The organism is Novosphingobium sp. TCA1, from assembly GCF_009811895.1.
Lineage (GTDB): Bacteria > Pseudomonadota > Alphaproteobacteria > Sphingomonadales > Sphingomonadaceae > Novosphingobium > Novosphingobium panipatense_A.
The window spans coordinates 29,141-44,702 of sequence record NZ_BLJH01000010.1 but is presented as its reverse complement, the minus strand read 5'-3'; the positions used below and the strand labels follow the sequence as shown (position 1 = coordinate 44,702).

General features: G+C 66.4%; 13 protein-coding genes. 8 read left to right on the top strand and 5 right to left on the bottom strand.

Going from position 1 to position 15,562, the window contains the following annotated elements; all coding sequences use genetic code 11:
• Genes NTCA1_RS13290 through NTCA1_RS13275 form a run of 4 tightly spaced genes read right to left on the bottom strand, consistent with a single transcriptional unit; the run spans nucleotide 1 to nucleotide 4,142 of the window.
• Nucleotides 1–1,239 (bottom strand): CaiB/BaiF CoA-transferase family protein, encoded by a 1,239-nt coding sequence (locus NTCA1_RS13290; RefSeq protein ID WP_133084646.1) that lies wholly within the window; start codon nucleotides 1,237–1,239, stop codon nucleotides 1–3.
• The gene (gene dctP / locus NTCA1_RS13285; RefSeq protein WP_236549311.1) at nucleotides 1,236–2,294 is read right to left on the bottom strand and encodes a TRAP transporter substrate-binding protein DctP; all 1,059 of its coding nucleotides are present in this window, start codon (nucleotides 2,292–2,294) and stop codon (nucleotides 1,236–1,238) included. Before dctP ends, NTCA1_RS13290 begins: the two co-directional genes overlap by 4 nt.
• A 4-nt stretch (nucleotides 2,295–2,298) precedes the next feature.
• Nucleotides 2,299–3,603, bottom strand: coding sequence for a TRAP transporter large permease (locus tag NTCA1_RS13280; RefSeq protein ID WP_236549310.1), 1,305 nt, complete (start codon nucleotides 3,601–3,603; stop codon nucleotides 2,299–2,301).
• Nucleotides 3,600–4,142 (bottom strand): TRAP transporter small permease subunit, encoded by a 543-nt coding sequence (locus NTCA1_RS13275; protein WP_133084645.1) that lies wholly within the window; start codon nucleotides 4,140–4,142, stop codon nucleotides 3,600–3,602. Before NTCA1_RS13275 ends, NTCA1_RS13280 begins: the two co-directional genes overlap by 4 nt.
• A 130-nt stretch (nucleotides 4,143–4,272) precedes the next feature.
• On the opposite strand from NTCA1_RS13275, the gene NTCA1_RS13270 reads away from it, so the two are divergent.
• From NTCA1_RS13270 to NTCA1_RS13240, 7 genes are all read left to right on the top strand, one after another.
• Entirely contained in the window at nucleotides 4,273–4,770 is a 498-nt protein-coding gene (locus NTCA1_RS13270; RefSeq protein ID WP_086492180.1) for a MarR family winged helix-turn-helix transcriptional regulator, read from the top strand.
• A 230-nt stretch (nucleotides 4,771–5,000) separates the two neighbouring features.
• Complete coding sequence (locus tag NTCA1_RS13265; protein WP_133084644.1) at nucleotides 5,001–6,356, top strand: TonB-dependent receptor plug domain-containing protein; 1,356 nt, start codon at nucleotides 5,001–5,003, stop codon at nucleotides 6,354–6,356.
• Complete coding sequence (locus NTCA1_RS13260; RefSeq protein ID WP_133084643.1) at nucleotides 6,353–7,720, top strand: TonB-dependent receptor; 1,368 nt, start codon at nucleotides 6,353–6,355, stop codon at nucleotides 7,718–7,720. The genes NTCA1_RS13265 and NTCA1_RS13260 overlap by 4 nt, the downstream gene beginning before the upstream one ends.
• A 131-nt stretch (nucleotides 7,721–7,851) precedes the next feature.
• Nucleotides 7,852–9,246, top strand: a complete 1,395-nt coding sequence (locus tag NTCA1_RS13255) for an alpha/beta hydrolase domain-containing protein (protein WP_133084642.1) — start codon at nucleotides 7,852–7,854, stop codon at nucleotides 9,244–9,246.
• Between the two features lie 44 nt (nucleotides 9,247–9,290).
• A complete protein-coding gene (locus tag NTCA1_RS13250) occupies nucleotides 9,291–11,042 on the top strand; it encodes a CocE/NonD family hydrolase (RefSeq protein ID WP_236549309.1) in 1,752 nt (583 codons plus the stop codon).
• A 1-nt stretch (nucleotide 11,043) separates the two neighbouring features.
• On the top strand, nucleotides 11,044–12,570 hold the full coding sequence (locus NTCA1_RS13245; RefSeq protein ID WP_133084641.1) for a tannase/feruloyl esterase family alpha/beta hydrolase: 1,527 nt from the start codon (nucleotides 11,044–11,046) through the stop codon (nucleotides 12,568–12,570).
• A 39-nt stretch (nucleotides 12,571–12,609) separates the two neighbouring features.
• Nucleotides 12,610–14,007: an aldehyde dehydrogenase gene (locus NTCA1_RS13240; RefSeq protein ID WP_133084640.1), complete on the top strand. Its 1,398-nt coding sequence runs from the start codon at nucleotides 12,610–12,612 to the stop codon at nucleotides 14,005–14,007.
• A 222-nt stretch (nucleotides 14,008–14,229) separates the two neighbouring features.
• Here NTCA1_RS13240 and NTCA1_RS13235 read toward each other — a convergent pair whose 3' ends face one another.
• A complete protein-coding gene (locus NTCA1_RS13235) occupies nucleotides 14,230–14,640 on the bottom strand; it encodes a MarR family winged helix-turn-helix transcriptional regulator (protein WP_133084639.1) in 411 nt (136 codons plus the stop codon).
• A gap of 79 nt (nucleotides 14,641–14,719) precedes the next feature.
• On the opposite strand from NTCA1_RS13235, the gene NTCA1_RS13230 reads away from it, so the two are divergent.
• Nucleotides 14,720–15,553: a p-hydroxycinnamoyl CoA hydratase/lyase gene (locus tag NTCA1_RS13230; RefSeq protein WP_133084638.1), complete on the top strand. Its 834-nt coding sequence runs from the start codon at nucleotides 14,720–14,722 to the stop codon at nucleotides 15,551–15,553.
• The last annotated feature ends 9 nt before the right edge of the window (nucleotides 15,554–15,562 follow it).

Genomic DNA, 15,562 nt, shown 5'->3' with positions numbered 1-15,562 from the left:
TCAGATCACTCCGGCGGCGCGCAGATCGGCGATCTTCTCCGCCGAATAGCCGAGATGGCCGGCAAGGATCGTCTCGGCATGCTCGCCCACCCGCACCGGCAGCACGTCGTCGAAACCTGTGCGCGCGCCGGAAAAGACGATGGGGATGCCCGCCGTGCGCAAGTCGATATGGGTATCGTAGTCGGGATGATGCACTTCCATCGTCTCCGCGCGCGCGACCACGCGCGGATCGACCAGGGCATCCTCCGGGTGGCGCACCGGTGCCACGGGCACGCCCTCGGCTTCGAGCAGGGCGACGACTTCGGCCTTGGACAAAGTGCGCGACCAGGCGTTGATCATCGCTTCCAGCACCGCGGCGTTGGCGACGCGCGAATCCCGGTTGGCAAAGCGCGGGTCGGCCGAGAGCTGCGGTTGTCCCATCGCGCGGAACAGGCCTTGCGCCAGCTTCTCGTGAACCGCGACCACGGCGACATAGCCGTCGGCGCACTCGAACACGCCGAAGGGGGAGAGGCGCTGCACGGTCAGGCCGGTGCGGGCCTGCATCCCCGCCGCCGCCATGGCGGACCAGTTCTCGATCGCAACGAAGCTGGTGAGCGCGCCCAGCATCGACACGTCGATGTGCTGACCGCTGCCGGTGCGATGGCGTTGCTCCAGTGCCGAAAGGATGCCGATCACCGCGAAGACCGGGGCCAGCATGTCGGCTATGGGGATGCCGATGCGGACGGGCGGTTCGTCATGTCCGCCGCTGGCGAACATAGCGCCGGACAGGGCCTGGATGATGATGTCCATGGCCTTGCCGTCCGCCGCCGTCGCGCCGAATCCGCTGAGCGAGCAATAGATCACGCCGGGGTTTTCGGCGCGCGCCACTTCGTAGCCTATGCCCAGGCGGTCGGCCGTTCCCGCGGTGAAGTTCTCGACGACGATATCGGCCGAGCGGACGAGATCGCGGAACACCTCCTGAGAGCCGGGTTTCTTGAAATCGAGCGCGACGCCGTACTTGCCGCGCGCGCGGGTGAGGTGGGACACGGAAACGTCGTCCTCGTGCCGGCGCTCCACGCCGATACCGTCGCGGCCGACGTAGGGGCTGTTTTCCCGCGCCAGGTCGCCGCCGCGCGGGTCCTCGATCTTGATCACCTCGGCGCCCAGTCCGGCAAGCAGGAGAGTGGCATAGGGGCCGGCCAGGGCGCGGGTCAGGTCGATCACGCGCAGGCCCTCGAGCGGACGTTCGGTATTGGTCATGGGCGGTTCTCCGTCGGCGCGCATTGCTGGGCGGTGCCGGTGGTGATGAGGTGCTGGGCGGCCCGGAACACGGGCACGCCGTCGATGCCGACCTCGGACAGGCGCTGGGCCTGGCCGAAGGCGTCGGCGTTGTAGAGACGGTCGAAACGGGCCTGCTCGATCGCGGGCAGGGGAGAGAAGTCGACCCCGTCGGTCTTGCCGAAAGCGATGCCCCCGGCTTCGGCCTTGAGCAGTTCGCGGTTCAGCGCGGCTTCCCAGTTCTTGCGCGAGGCGATCAGCAGGCGCTGGAGATCGGCGGGCAGGCGGCGCCAGGCCTGGTCGGAAACCGCGCGTGCCGGATAGGCGCCGCGGCTGAAGCGGATCGCGGTGAAATGCTTGGCCACTTCCGAGAAGTGCAGGCTCTTGATGGTGTCCGCCGGGGCGACGACGCCGTCGATCACGCCTTTAGCCAAGGCGGAATAGACCTCGCTCATCGGCATGTTGACGGGGTCGGCGCCCAGTTGCTTGAGCACGTCCACGGCATCGCTCTGGGCGCGCAGGCGCAGGCCGCGGAAATCCTCGAGATGGCGGATGGGCCGCGTGCGGGTGAGCACGCCGGGGAAGTTTCCGCCCTGTACGGCCAGGACGTGAAGGCCGTGCAGTTCCTTGTCGAAGCCGGGGAAGCGCGCGGAGAGGCAGTCGTAGACGGCGATCTGCTCGGCGATGTCGCGCACGCCGCCGTAGAAGCCCGACTGCACCCGCAGGAGGTGCGCGCCGCCCTTCGCGTAGATCGGCGTGATCAGCCCGATATCGGCCACCCCGTGGCGGATTTCCTCCATGCTCATGTCGCTGGAGAGAAGTGCGCCCGACCAGTAGGGACGGAAGGCGATGCGGCCGCCGCTGGCCTTTTCGACGTCGGCCATCCATTCCTGGTCGGCGCGGCTGAAGGGATGGCTCGGCGGATAGGGGCTGGCGTAAGTGAGGGTATGTTCGGCGGGCTTGGGGGCGGGGCCGCAGGCAGACAGGGTGGCCGAGAGGGCCAGGGCCGCTGCCGCCATCAGCAGTTTCATGCGCATCGGATCAGCCTCCCGTCACGCTGGGCAGCCACAGGGTCAGCGCGGGGACCGCGATGATCAGGGCGAGGTGGAGGAAGTCCGCGAGCAGGAAGGGGATGATGCCCCGGAAGATCGCGGAAAGCGGGATGTCCTTGGCGATGCCCTGGATGACGTATACGTTCAGCCCGAGCGGTGGGTGAACGAAGCCGATTTCCATGGTGCGGGTCAGGAAGATGCCGAACCAGATCGCGCTGTAGCCCAGTTCCTGTGCGATCGGCAGGAAGATCGGCGTGGTCAGCAGCATCAGTGCCAGGCCGTCCAGGAACGAGCCGAGCAGCAGGAGCAGCAGGGCCATGGCGATGATTGCAAGCACCGGGCTGGCATGCATGTCGCGCACCCAGGCGGACATGACGTCGGCGATGCCGGTGACGCTGATGAAGGTGGCGAAAAGAATGGCGCCGATGATGACGACGTAGATCATGCCGGAGGTGCGCAGCGTCGATGCCACGGCGCCGCCGATCGCCTCGCGGTTGAAGGCGCCGCGCAGGCCGCAGAGGCCCAGCGCCGCGACCACGCCGACGGAGGCCGCCTCGGTCGGCGTGAACCAGCCGATCATCAGCCCGCCGATGACGAAGACCACTAGCGCGATCACGTCGATGATGCGGCCGATGCCGAGCAGCCGGTCGCGCCAGCCCACCCGTTCGGACTTGGGGCCGAGCAGGGGGTTGAGGTGGCACAGCACGCTGATGGTGACCATGTAGAACAGGGCCTGGGTCAGGCCCGGAATGATCGAGGCGGCGAAGAGCTTGCCGATCGACTGTTCGGCGATGATGCCGAACACGATCAGGGCACCCGACGGCGGCACCAGCGAACCGAGCGTACCGCCCGCCGCCAGCGCGCCTGCCGCGAAGCCGGGCTGGTACTTGGCGCGGCGCATCTCCGGCAGGGCTGCCGCACCCACGGTGGCGACAGTCGCGAGGCTGGAGCCGCTGATGGCCCCGAAGCCCGCGCATCCGGCGATGGATGCCAGCGCCAGACCGCCGCGGCGGTGACCCACGAAGCGCGCGGCGACGTCGAAGAAGTCCCGACTTGCCCCTGCCGCGAAGCACAAGTGCGCCATGAGCAGGAACAGCGGCAGGACGCCCAGTTCATACTTCATCACCGTTTCGAAGGCGACCACGCCGCCCTTGATCACCGCCGCCTCGGGCGAGATCAGCACGGCAAGGCCGAGCAGGCCGACGCCGGCAAGCCCGACACCGATGGGCACGCCTGCCGCCAGCAGGGCCAGCAGCGCGGCGATGCCGAAAAGTCCGACGAGTTCCGGGCTCATTGCGCGCTCCGGCGAAGGGCGTTGCGCGAGAACAGCAGGGCGACGAAGAGCAGCGCGGCGATCTGCAGCAGGCGCAGCGGGGTGATGGGAATGTGCAGGAGTTCGGTCCTTTCGTGGCCGTTCCAGAGATCGGCCACCAGGCAGAGGCAGCCCGCCGCCAGGACCAGGAACAGCAGCGCGGAAGCCGCCGCAGCCATGCGCGCCAGCCGCTGGACGACGGGGGCGCTCAGCCGCTCGGTCAGGATGTGGACGGCGGCGTGCGAGCCTTTCAGCGTGGCGAAGATCATGGCCGAAGAGGCGATGAGGACGATGCAGGTCTGGACCACTTCTATGGAGCCCAGCAGGGTGAAGCCGGTATGGCGCCCGATCACGGCGATGGTGTCGGTGGCCATGGCCAGGAACAGGCCCGCCCCGCCGATGAAATAGGCGATGCGGGTGGCGCCGGTTTCGGCACCGGATGGCAGGCCTTCGCCATGGGGCGCCGGGTCCGCTCCGCTTGCCGGAGGCGATTCGCCGCCCGGATCCAGGTCGTTCTGCATCTTCCTCTCCTGAAGGCCGTCTTATTGACAGCCCCATGCTTCAACCGTCTAATAACGTGATTGGCTTGATGGTAGAGAAATTAAACTATCTGCCAACTACACTAAACATGAATGAGGCAGGGACGGAACGGTGAAGCGCGGCGGTAGCAAGCGGGAAGAGGTGGAAGCAGCGGATTCGGGCATAAAGCTCGGCCGACTCGACGAGTTCATCGGGTTTCGCCTGCGGCGCATCCAGAATCAGCTTTCGCGCGATTTCGCGGCGGCAACGGCGGACCGCAACATGCGTTCGGGCCTGTTTTCCTCGCTCTCCATCGTGGCGGCGAATCCCGGGATATCCCAGAACGAACTCTCGAAAGCGGTGGGTCTCGACAAGTCGATCACGGTACAGATCGTCGACGAGCTGGAGAAGCGCGAACTGGCGGTACGAGAGCGTTCGCCCACCGATCGGCGCCGCCATGCCCTGTTCGTGACCGAGGCGGGCCAGACCTACCTGGATGAACTTTTCGCGATTCTGGCAGAGACCGAGGATGCCGTGCTGCATCAGCTGACCCGGGCCGAACTGGCGCTTCTGCGCGAGTTGCTGGACCGGATGTACCTGGCCTACGACGAGCCCGGAATATCGCTATAAACAAAAACAATACCGTCAATTCGAAAGATAGTTGACAATCTCTACGATTGAGTCGCAAAGTAGCGTTGTCGATGGCGCCATGGAGTGCCTGCGGACGGCGACAACGCCGCTGCGACGCGTGGAGAGGTCGTATCGTGTCCCTTGCGGGGCACCCTGCTGTTGCTCCCTTCGCGTCGGCGAGATCGCCGAAACGATAAATGCCCGGCATCGCCGGGTTGGGAGGTCAATTGATGTCGCGCATTACCTTGCGTCACCCCGTTTCCCGCCTTGCCATGGCGGTCTTTGCGTTGGCGGCGGCGCCCGTCCCGGCCCTGGCCCAGGACGCGGAGCAGGCCCCGCCGGCAGCATCCGAACCCCCTGCCGACGAGAGCGCATCGCCGACCATCCAGGAGATCATCGTCACCGGCACCAGCATTCGCGGCGCCGCGCCGGTAGGCTCTCCGCTCGTTGCCGTGGGCCGGGCGGAAATCGACCAATCGGCGGCGACCACGACGATCAAGGTGCTTCAGGAAACGCCGCAGATCACCAATTACGGCGTCTCCGACACCAGCCGCAGCGGTGCGGGCGGCGCGGGGAACGTGGTCTACGGCAACTCGATCAACTTGCGCGGCATCGGCCCTTACGCCACGCTGACGCTCATCAACGGGCGCCGCGCGGTGCCGCAGGGCACGACCGGCGCGACGATCGATCCTTCCACGATCCCGACTCTGGCGCTGGAACGCGTGGAAGTGATCGCGGACGGCGCTTCGGCGGTATACGGTTCCGATGCCGTCGCGGGCGTCGCCAACCTGATCCTGCGCCGCAATTACGAGGGCGCGCAGATCGAAGTGCAGCACGGCGTTGCCGATCACTATTTCGAAAGCCAGATCGGCATGATCGCCGGCCACAAGTGGTCGACGGGCCAGGTCACCGCCTCGTTCCAGCATACCTACCGCAGCAACCTGAGCGGCAGGGACCGCGATTTCTACGGTGCGGATCTGACCTCGCGCGGGGGCGCGGACTACCGCGTGACGCAGTGCGCGCCGGGCAATATCGTCACGGGCGGGCGAAGCTATGCCATTCCGCAAGGCGGGGCGACGCCGGGCAATCTCGTGCCGGGCACCGTCAACAAGTGCGATAACCTGAAAGCCATCGATCTGGTGCCGCAGCAGGAGATCAACGCGGGCACGATCAACTTCGACCAGGACATCACGGACGGCATCCGCTTCTATGCCGATGTCTACGCCTCCCGCCGCGATGCCGTGCGGCGCGGGCAGGTGGCGGCGCAGAACCTTGTCGTCCCGCGCAGCAATGCCTTCTTCGTCGCGCCGGCCGGCACCAATCCCCTGACCGAGACGGTGCAGTATTCCTTCGTCAACGACTACGGCCCCTATTCGACGTCGGACATCACCTCCCAGACCATCCAGGGCACGGCGGGCTTCAATGCCGACCTGTTCGGCGACTGGCAGCTCGACGTCTACGGCAGTTACGGGTGGAACAAGGACCGGGTCTTCACCCAGGGCAGCCAGACCGATTCCGCCGCGCTTGCCGCCGCCCTGGGGAGCAGCAATCCGGCCACCGCCTTCAACCCCTCGGCACTTCGGTGAACGACCCGGACGTGATCGCGGGCATCATGAACAATGTCAGCACCACCCAGGGCATCAGCCGCATGAAGGCGGCCGAGGCGAAAGTGGACGGCACTCTGATTTCGCTGCCCGGTGGCGACGTGAAGCTGGCTGTGGGCGTCGAATACTACAAGCTGAACTTGCGCACCGGCCAGCTGCGCGGACGGCGGGAAGCGCAGACGGGCACCGACATCCGCCTTTCGCGCAACGTGAAGTCCGCCTATGCCGAAGTGCTGGTGCCGATCTTCGGCCCCGGCAATGCGATCCCCGGCTTCCACAGCCTGCAACTCGACGTGGCCGGGCGTATCGACAAGTATAGCGACGTCGGCACCACCAAGAATCCCAAGATCGGCGTGAACTGGGAGCCGGTGGCCGATCTCAAGCTGCACGGCAGCTACGGCGAATCCTTCCGCGCGCCGCTGCTGACCCAGCTCGTCAGCGCGGGCGGTTCCCAGCTCTATATCCAGAACTACTACGATCCCACGGTGGGGACGACGGTGCAGGGCGTCGCGCTTTCAGGCGGCAATCTCGATCTCAAGCCGGAAACGGCGCGCACCTGGTCGTTCGGCGGCGAATATTCCCCCGCCTTCCTGCCCCGCGCGCAGCTCAGCCTGAACTATTTCGACGTGGTCTACAAAGGACAGATCAACGGCTATCTGTCGAACCTGAACGTGCTGCGGCAGGAAGATCTCTATAGCTCGATCATCACGCGTGGCCTGCCTGCCAAGGAACGTACGGCGGCGCTGATCGCTTCGGGCCTGACGGTGAACGGCGGCACGCCCGCCAATGCTTTGGCCGCCGACGTCTTCATCGACGGCCGCCCGAGCAACCTGGGCACAACGATCACCAGAGGTCTCGACTTCGGCCTTGCCGTGCCGTTCGAGACGGCCGATGCCGGGGAATTCCGCTTCTCGCTGCGGGGCACGCACTTCTTCACCTACAAGGTCGGCATCACCCCCGACAGCCCGATCATCGATCAGGCGAACAATATCGACTATCCGCTGAAGTGGCGCGCGCGCGGAATCGTCGGCTGGTCGAAGGGCGGGTTCGACGGCAGCCTCGTCGTTGCCTGGCAGAACGGCTACAACAATACTTACGTGGCCCCGGTCGAGCACATCAAGTCCTACACCACCGTGGACCTGCGCCTGGCCTACGATCTGGAAGGAACCGGCATTCCTGGAACCGAGGGGGTCAGGATCGGCCTCGACGTGCAGAACCTGTTCGACCGCGATCCGCCCTTCGTCGACCTTGCGCCCACCTCGAACGGCGGCGGCGGCGGGTTCGATCCGCAGACCACCAATGCGATCGGCCGCATGATCTCGGTTTCCCTGAGCAAGACGTTCTGATGCGCGCGGCGGCTTGCATCATGGCGCTCGCCATCTCGGCACCGGCGCTCGCGGGGGTCGACAAAGTGGACGGCCCGGTCCCGGTCACCGCCGAAAGCCAGGTCTAGAACACCGCATGGGTTCCCGGCGCATTGCCGACGGTCGATCTGGCGGCGAAAGGCTACGTGGAGGAGGAATACTTCCTCCACGGAACCGCCGACGCCTATCGGCGCGATGCCTCGGGCGCGCTTGCGGTGCTGGCCGGCGACGTACCTTATGGCACCCGCATCATCGTGCGTAGGCCAAAGGATGCGGCGAAGTTCAGCGGCGTGGTTCATTTTGAGCCGATCCATCCCTCGCAAGGCGGGACGTCCCACTGGGTAGCGATGTCGGGCTACATGTTGGCGCATGGCGACATCTATGTCGCGGTCGGGCTGGGAGACGATGCGCCGTCTCGCGCGATCTCGGCCAGGGGGCCGGTGCCGACCGCGCAGAGCCAGGTGCTCCAGTGGTTCGAGCCGCAGCGCTACGGCGCGATCCGGTGGCCTCAGGAAGACGGCATCCGCTATCAGGTCATGGCGGACATCGGCGCCCTGCTGCGCAGCGACAGGCCGGAAAATCCACTGCGCGGCCTCAGGGTGCGGCGCATGCTGGTCGGCGGCTGGTCGTTCACCGGCAGCGTGCAGCGCACTTTCATCAACGAAGGCTTTCACGACCGCGCGCGCCTGCCGAACGGGAAGCCGGTGTTCGACGGATATCTGATCGGCATTTCCTCGCGCTGGAACGGCGGTGGCTACATTCCGCTCAACAGCGAGGAAGCGCAGACCCGCAACGACGATCCGCGCCGCACGCTGAAACCGATCGACGTGCCAGTGATCGAATTCATGTCCGAGTTCGAGGTCGGCACCGGCCCCGGACCGCAGACACCGGACAGCGATGCCGCAGTGGGCGCACACCGGATCTACCAGCTTGGCGCCGTGGTCCACAGCGCCAGCATGATCGACGGCAATCCGCCGCGAGAAAAGCGCCCGAACTTCGTCCAGCTGGCTGCCAAAGGCTATCCGCTGGCGGGCGTGAAGGGAGAGGATGCGCTTAACAGCTGTCCCCTGCCGATCAGCGACGTTCCCCACGGCGCGCTGGCGCGTGCCGCGCTGGACAACTTGCGCCGCTGGGCCGAGCGAGGCACCGCGCCGCCGCATGCGCCCCTGCTGGCCTGGGACGGCGACAGGATCCGCCGCGATGCCACCGGCAATCCGGTCGGCGGCCTGCCGGTGGCCGAGTTCAAGGTGCCGCTGGCCTCCTATGGCCCCTACAAGGGCACCGACCTTCCGGCCTGTACGCCTGCCAAGGGGCGGCCGATCTTCGTGCGCACCAATCTCGACCGTGCCGCGCTGAAGGCGCGCTACGGCACGATCGGCTCGTTCACGAAGCGCTACGATGCCGAGGTCGACGCCATGGTTGCCGGGCGCTGGCTCCTGCCGGAGGACGGGGCGGTGCTGAAGGCCAAGGCGCGCCGCGATGCAGAGGCGCAATTCGCACCGAACTGATCCTTCTGCCGCCGGACTTTCTCCGATCCAAGGGTACGCCTCCCATGATGAAGCCGCTTTCCGCCACTCTCCTTCCGGCCTCTCTTCTGGCCGCCTCCCTGACCAGCGCGACGGCCCATGCCGGAGCCGCCGCGCCGAGCAGTTTCGGTCATTACCAGCCTGCCGCCAGCTATGACGGCATGGTGTCCGCCTCGCGCTATGTCGAGATGCGCGACGGGGTGGAACTGGCGATCCGTGTCGATCGTCCGGCCCGGGACGGGAAGCCGGTGGAAGGCCGCTTCCCGGTGATCTGGCACCACACCCTGTCGATCTCGCAGCAGACCGCAGACGGCGCCGGGGAACGGGTGAGCGACTATCGCCGCATCCAGGAACTGACGCGCTACGGCTATGTCGTGGTGCAGGTGGCGCGGCGCGGCAACGGCCAGTCCACCGGCGTCCGCCGGGGCTATCACGATCGCAACGAGGCGCAGGACGCTTTCGACATGACGCAGTGGCTGGCGTCACAGCCGTGGTCGGACGGAAAGGTCGGCGTCTACGGTTGCTCCAACACCGGCGATGCGGCGATGCATGTCATGACGATGCGCCCACCCGCACTGAAGGCGGTCTTCGCGGGATGCTTTTCCTGGGTCAAGTACGATGCCTTCCGGCGCGGCGGCATCTTCGCGCAGTGGGGAACGGGGCCGACCCGCACGGTGGAGGACGACATGAAAGTCTCCCCGGTCGATGGGGACGAAAGCAAGGTGATCCTGCGCCGCGCCGCCGAGGAGCACCAGCTTTCCACGCCGCTCTACGATATGTGGAAGCAGCTTCCCTATCGCGACAGCTGGTCGGCGCTGGTAGCCAGCCGGTTCTGGGCGGAAGGCAGCGCCTCCAGCTATGCCGACCAGATACGCCTGGGCGGTGTGCCGCTCTACATCCAGGGCGGCTGGAACGACGAACTGCGCGACCAGGCCTTCATCGCCCATGCCAATATCCCCGGATCGCGCGTGGTCATCGGGCCGTGGAAGCATTGCAACAGCGATGGATTCGCGCTGCTGGAAGAGATGCACCGCTTCTACGACCGCTACCTGAAGGGCATCGATACCGGGGTGCAGAACGATGCGCCGATCCACTACTTCACGGTCAACGCGGCGCCCGGAACGGAGTGGCGCGCGACCGCCGACTGGCCGCTGAAGAAGACGCGGATGCGCACGCTGTACCTCGACGGCGCCCGGCTTGCCGACAAGGCAGGGCGCGGCAAGCCTCTGACCTTTACCGCGAACTACGATGTCAAATGCCCCGATGCAGGTTCCGGTTCGCAAGTGCAGCCCTGCCATGTCGCGGGGAACGGGGTCAGCATGGCCGGCGCGGTGCTGGCGGCCGATACTGAAGTAACCGGCAATGCCCTTGCCGACTTGTGGATTTCCGCCGACCAGCCGGACGCCAATGTCTTCGCCTACCTGGAAGACGTCAGCCCCGACGGCACGGTTCATGTGGTGACGGAAGGGCGCCTCAAGGCTTCCCTGCGCAAGGAGGCGCAGGCGCCTTGGGCCATGCCTGCCGGCGTGCCGTGGCACCGTGCCTACAAGGAGGACGCGCAGCCGCTGAAGGCGGAGGAGGCGGTGCGGCTGCACTTCGACATGATGCCGACGTCCTGGGTGTTCAGGAAAGGTCACCGGATGCAGATCACCGTGACCGGATCGGACCACCGCGAACGGGCGCGGGACATGGCCACGCCGCCGCGCATCACCGTCTATTTCGACCGGGCACATGCCTCTTCGGTGGCCCTGCCGGTGATCCCCGCGAGCGGAAGCTGAAGTGCCGCTGTCGGCGCTGCTTGCGGCGCTTTCGCTGGCAGCAGGAGGCGGTAGCGGGGCAGCTCTCTGCGACGGTGTGGCAGGGATCGCCGTACCGGACCTTCGCATCGTCAAGGCCACGCCGGTGGCGGCAGGAAGCGGCTTTGCCGCTCCCGATGCCCGCGCGGGTAAAGTCGAGGTCGGCTTTTGCCGGATCGAAGGCGTCATCGAAAAGGAGATCGGCTTCGAGCTATGGCTGCCGCTGGAAAAGGAATGGAACGGGCACCTGCTGACCGGCGGTGTCGGCGGGCAGGCGGGTAGCTTCAACTACCGCGAACTGGCGCGCGGCGTCTCGCGCGGGTACGCGGGCGCCAGCACCGACACCGGGCACAAGGCGAGCGATCCGCACTGGCTTCTGGGCGATCCGCAGCGCGCGGTGAACTATGCCGAGCGGGCCAACCACCTGCTGGCGGTCAAGGCCAAGGCGGCGATCGCCGGGTTCTATGGCAGGCCGGTAAGGCGGGCGATCTTCTCCGGCTGCTCGGGCGGCGGCCGTCAGGCGATGACCGAGGCGCAGCGCTATCCGGGGGACTATGACGGCATTCTCGCCGGTGCGCCCGGCGTCAACACGCCGCAGATGAGCGCCCGGCGCATGTGGGAGATGATCCTGCACCGCCGCCATGCCGGGCTCATGTCCGCCGCCGACTGGACGCTGGTAGCCCGCAGCGGGACGGCGAAATGCGATGGCGACGACGGCGTGCAGGACGGCCTCGTCGCCAATCCCGCCGCCTGCCGCTTCGATGTGGGCGAACTGCTCTGCAAGCCCGGATCCACGAGGCCGTGTCTGAGCGCTCCGCAAGTGGATCTGGCACGGCGGATCTATGCGCCGCTCCACGACGAGCACGGGAAGCCCATCGATACCGGCATTCTCCCGGGCGTGCCGGTCAGCGCCACGCCGCTGCCGGAGCCTTTCACACCCGGCCCGCCCTATCTTGCCGTCTCGCTGTTCGGGGACGGCGTCCACCGCGATCCGAACTGGAACGCCGCCGATTTCCGCATTGCCGATGATCTTCCCGCGATCGACCGGGTCATGAACCTCCACGCCGACGATCCCGATCTTTCCGCATTCCGCGCCCGTGGCGGCAAGTTGCTGCTCTATCAGGGCTGGGCCGACCCCCTGGTGCTGGCACAATCGACCACGCGCTATTTCGAGGCGGTCCGGGCGCGGATGGGCGAGGTCTCCCGCTTCCTGCGCCTCTACATGGTGCCCGGCATGGATCACTGCGTCGGCGGTGCCGGTCCCGACCTGTTCGGCGCGACCGGGGGCGAGGGGCTGGACCGGGCGCCCGGGCATGACATGCTGTCCGCTCTGGAACACTGGCTGGACACGGGCACAGCGCCGGGCTCCATCCTTTCGGTAAGGCGCGAGAACGGCAAGGTCACGGCGACGCGCCCGCTTTGCCCCTATCCGCAGGCGGCCCACTACCGCGGCACCGGCGATCCGCGCCAGGCGGCCAGCTTCATCTGTCGCTTGCCTGTCGGCAAATAATGCTATAGCAAATAGCGAAATTTTGGGAGACTCCATGTCATGAAGTTCGAGCGCATCAATCCGCTGACCGGCGATGTCGCGTCCAGCGCGGATGCCATGACGGCCGCGCAAATGCCCGCGATCGCGGCCCTGGCCGGTGCCGCCCAGCCCGCCTGGGCCGCTCAGGGACCGAACGCGCGCCGCGCGGTCCTGCTGCGTGCGGCAGAGGCGCTGGAATCGCGCAAGGACGCCTTCGTGGAAGCCATGATGGGCGAGATCGGCGCCACTGCGGGCTGGGCCATGTTCAACCTCAATCTCGCGGCAGGCATCGTGCGCGAGGCGGCTTCGCTGACCACGCAGATCGCGGGCGAGGTGATCCCCTCGGACAAGCCCGGTTGCCTGGCCATGTCGATCCGCGAGCCGGTGGGCGTGATCCTGGGCATCGCGCCGTGGAACGCGCCGATCATCCTGGGCGTGCGCGCGATCGCCGTGCCGCTGGCCTGCGGCAATGCCGTCATCCTCAAGGCCAGCGAGCAGTGCCCGCGCACCCATGCGCTGATCATCGAGGCTTTCGCCGAGGCGGGCTTCCCCGAAGGCGTCGTCAATGTCGTCACCAATGCTCCGGCGGATGCCGCGGATGTGGTCGGCGCGCTGATCGATGCGCCCGAAGTGAAGCGCATCAATTTCACCGGCTCGACGGCGGTGGGCAAGATCATCGCCACGCGTGCGGCCGGTCACCTGAAGCCCTGCCTGCTGGAACTGGGCGGCAAGGCGCCCTTCGTGGTGCTGGAGGATGCGGATCTCGACGAAGCGGTGAAGGCCGCGGCGTTCGGGGCGTTCATGAACCAGGGCCAGATCTGCATGTCGACCGAGCGGATCATCGTGGTCGAGGCGGTCGCCGATGCCTTTGCCGAGAAATTCGCCGCCAAGGTCGCCTCGATGGCGACCGGCGATCCGCGCGAGGGCAAGACGCCGCTGGGCGCCGTCGTAGATCGCAAGACGGTGGACCACGTCAACGCGCTGATCGAGGATGCCCTGGCGAAAGGCGCGCAACTGCTGACCGGCGGCATGGGTGAGAGCGTGCTGATGCCCGCCACTGTCGTGGCAGGCGTGACCTCCGCGATGAACCTCTACCGCGACGAGAGCTTCGGCCCGGTCGTGGCGCTGATCCGTGCGCGCGACGAGGACCATGCCGTGGAGATCGCCAACGACAGCGAATACGGCCTCTCCGCCGCCGTCTTCACGCGCGACACGGCGCGCGGGCTGGGGGTTGCGCGGCGGATCAGGTCCGGCATCTGCCACGTCAACGGCCCGACCGTCCATGACGAGGCGCAGATGCCGTTCGGCGGCGTGGGCGCTTCGGGCTATGGCCGTTTCGGCGGCAGGCAGGGCATCGACAGCTTCACCGAGACGCGCTGGATCACGATGGAGACGCAGCCCGGCCATTTCCCGATCTGAGTTTTTGTCAGATGCGCTCGTCACAACCGTGACGAGCCTGCGGCACGGGTAGAGTCTTTGTTTAGTACGCCTTCGACATCCGTCGAAGGCTTGCGGCACCGGCCCACGCCCCCACCCGACCTCCCATCCAGGATATACTGTTGTGGGAGGTCGGGTGGGGGCGCCTAGGAGAGTTGGGGGCCGGTGCCGCCAAAATGCCCCCAATGGGGCATTTTTCGAAAATCAACGCCAGATGGCGTTGAGCGCGGGCAGGAGATGATCGCGGTGCTCGGCCGGGATGCGGTCGAGCAGCTCGGTTTCGAATTGCTCGATCAGCGTTCCGAGCTGCGCGATCTTGGCATCCCCGGCGGCGGTGGGGACGATCGCCATCGACTTGCCGTCCAGCGGCTCCCGGCGCACCCAGCCTGCCGATTCCAGGCGGTTCAGCAGCGGCACCATGTTGGCGCGCTGGATGTCCAGCGTCCTGCCGATCTGGCTGCTGGTCAGGTCGGCGCGGTCGCGCACCAGCAGGAGAACCGCAGCTTCGGTGATCCTGAAGCCGTGTTCTGCCAGAATGTCGCCGAGTTCGCCCATCACGGCATTGGCGGCACGCCTGAGGGCATATCCGGGGAGTTGGGCAAGGAGATCGGTCACGGGTCCCTCATCGAATAATGCTATTGACCATAGCAATCTGTTTGTTATGAATCACAGCAATCTAACAAAGAGGATAGCCATGCAAGAGCGCACCGAACACGACACCGTTTCCTACACCGTCGAAAACCGCATCGCCTGGGTCTCGTTCAACCGGCCCGAGAAGCGCAACTGCATGAGCCCCAGCCTCAACCGCCGCATGCAGGAAGTGCTCGACGAGCTGGAATTCCGCGACGACGTGGGCGTGCTGGTGCTCACCGGCGAGGGCACGGCTTTCTCCGCAGGCATGGATCTCAAGGAATATTTCCGCGAGAACGAGGAAAAGGGCCTTGGCCATGTCCGCAAGGCGCAGCGCGAGGCCTATGGCTGGTGGGAGCGCCTGCGCTGGTATGAAAAGCCCACGATCGCGATGGTCAACGGCTGGTGCTTCGGCGGCGCTTACGGCCCGCTGTTCGGATGCGATCTGGCGATCGCGGCGGAAGATGCGCAGTTCGGCCTGTCCGAGATCAACTGGGGCATTCTCCCCGGCGGCGGCGCCAGCAAGATCATCGTCGAACTGACCGGCTTCCGCAATGCCATGTATCACGCGATGATGGGCGAGAACGTCGACGGCCGGAAAGCCGCCGAATGGGGGCTCGTCAACGAAGCGGTTCCGGCGGAAAAGCTGAAGGAACGCGTGACCGAAGTGGCCACCGTGCTCCTGGGCAAGAACCCCGTGGCGCTGCGCGGCACCAAGTGGGCGATACGCCGGGTGCGCGAGATGACGTTCGACAATTCGATGGACTATCTGGTCCGCACGCAGGAAGCCGCCAACTTTTTCGATGCCGAAGGCCGCAAGGAAGCGACCCGGCAGTTCATCGACGACAAGACCTTCAAGCCCGGTCTTGGTGCCTACGACCTCGAGAAATCGCGCTAACAGGCGAAG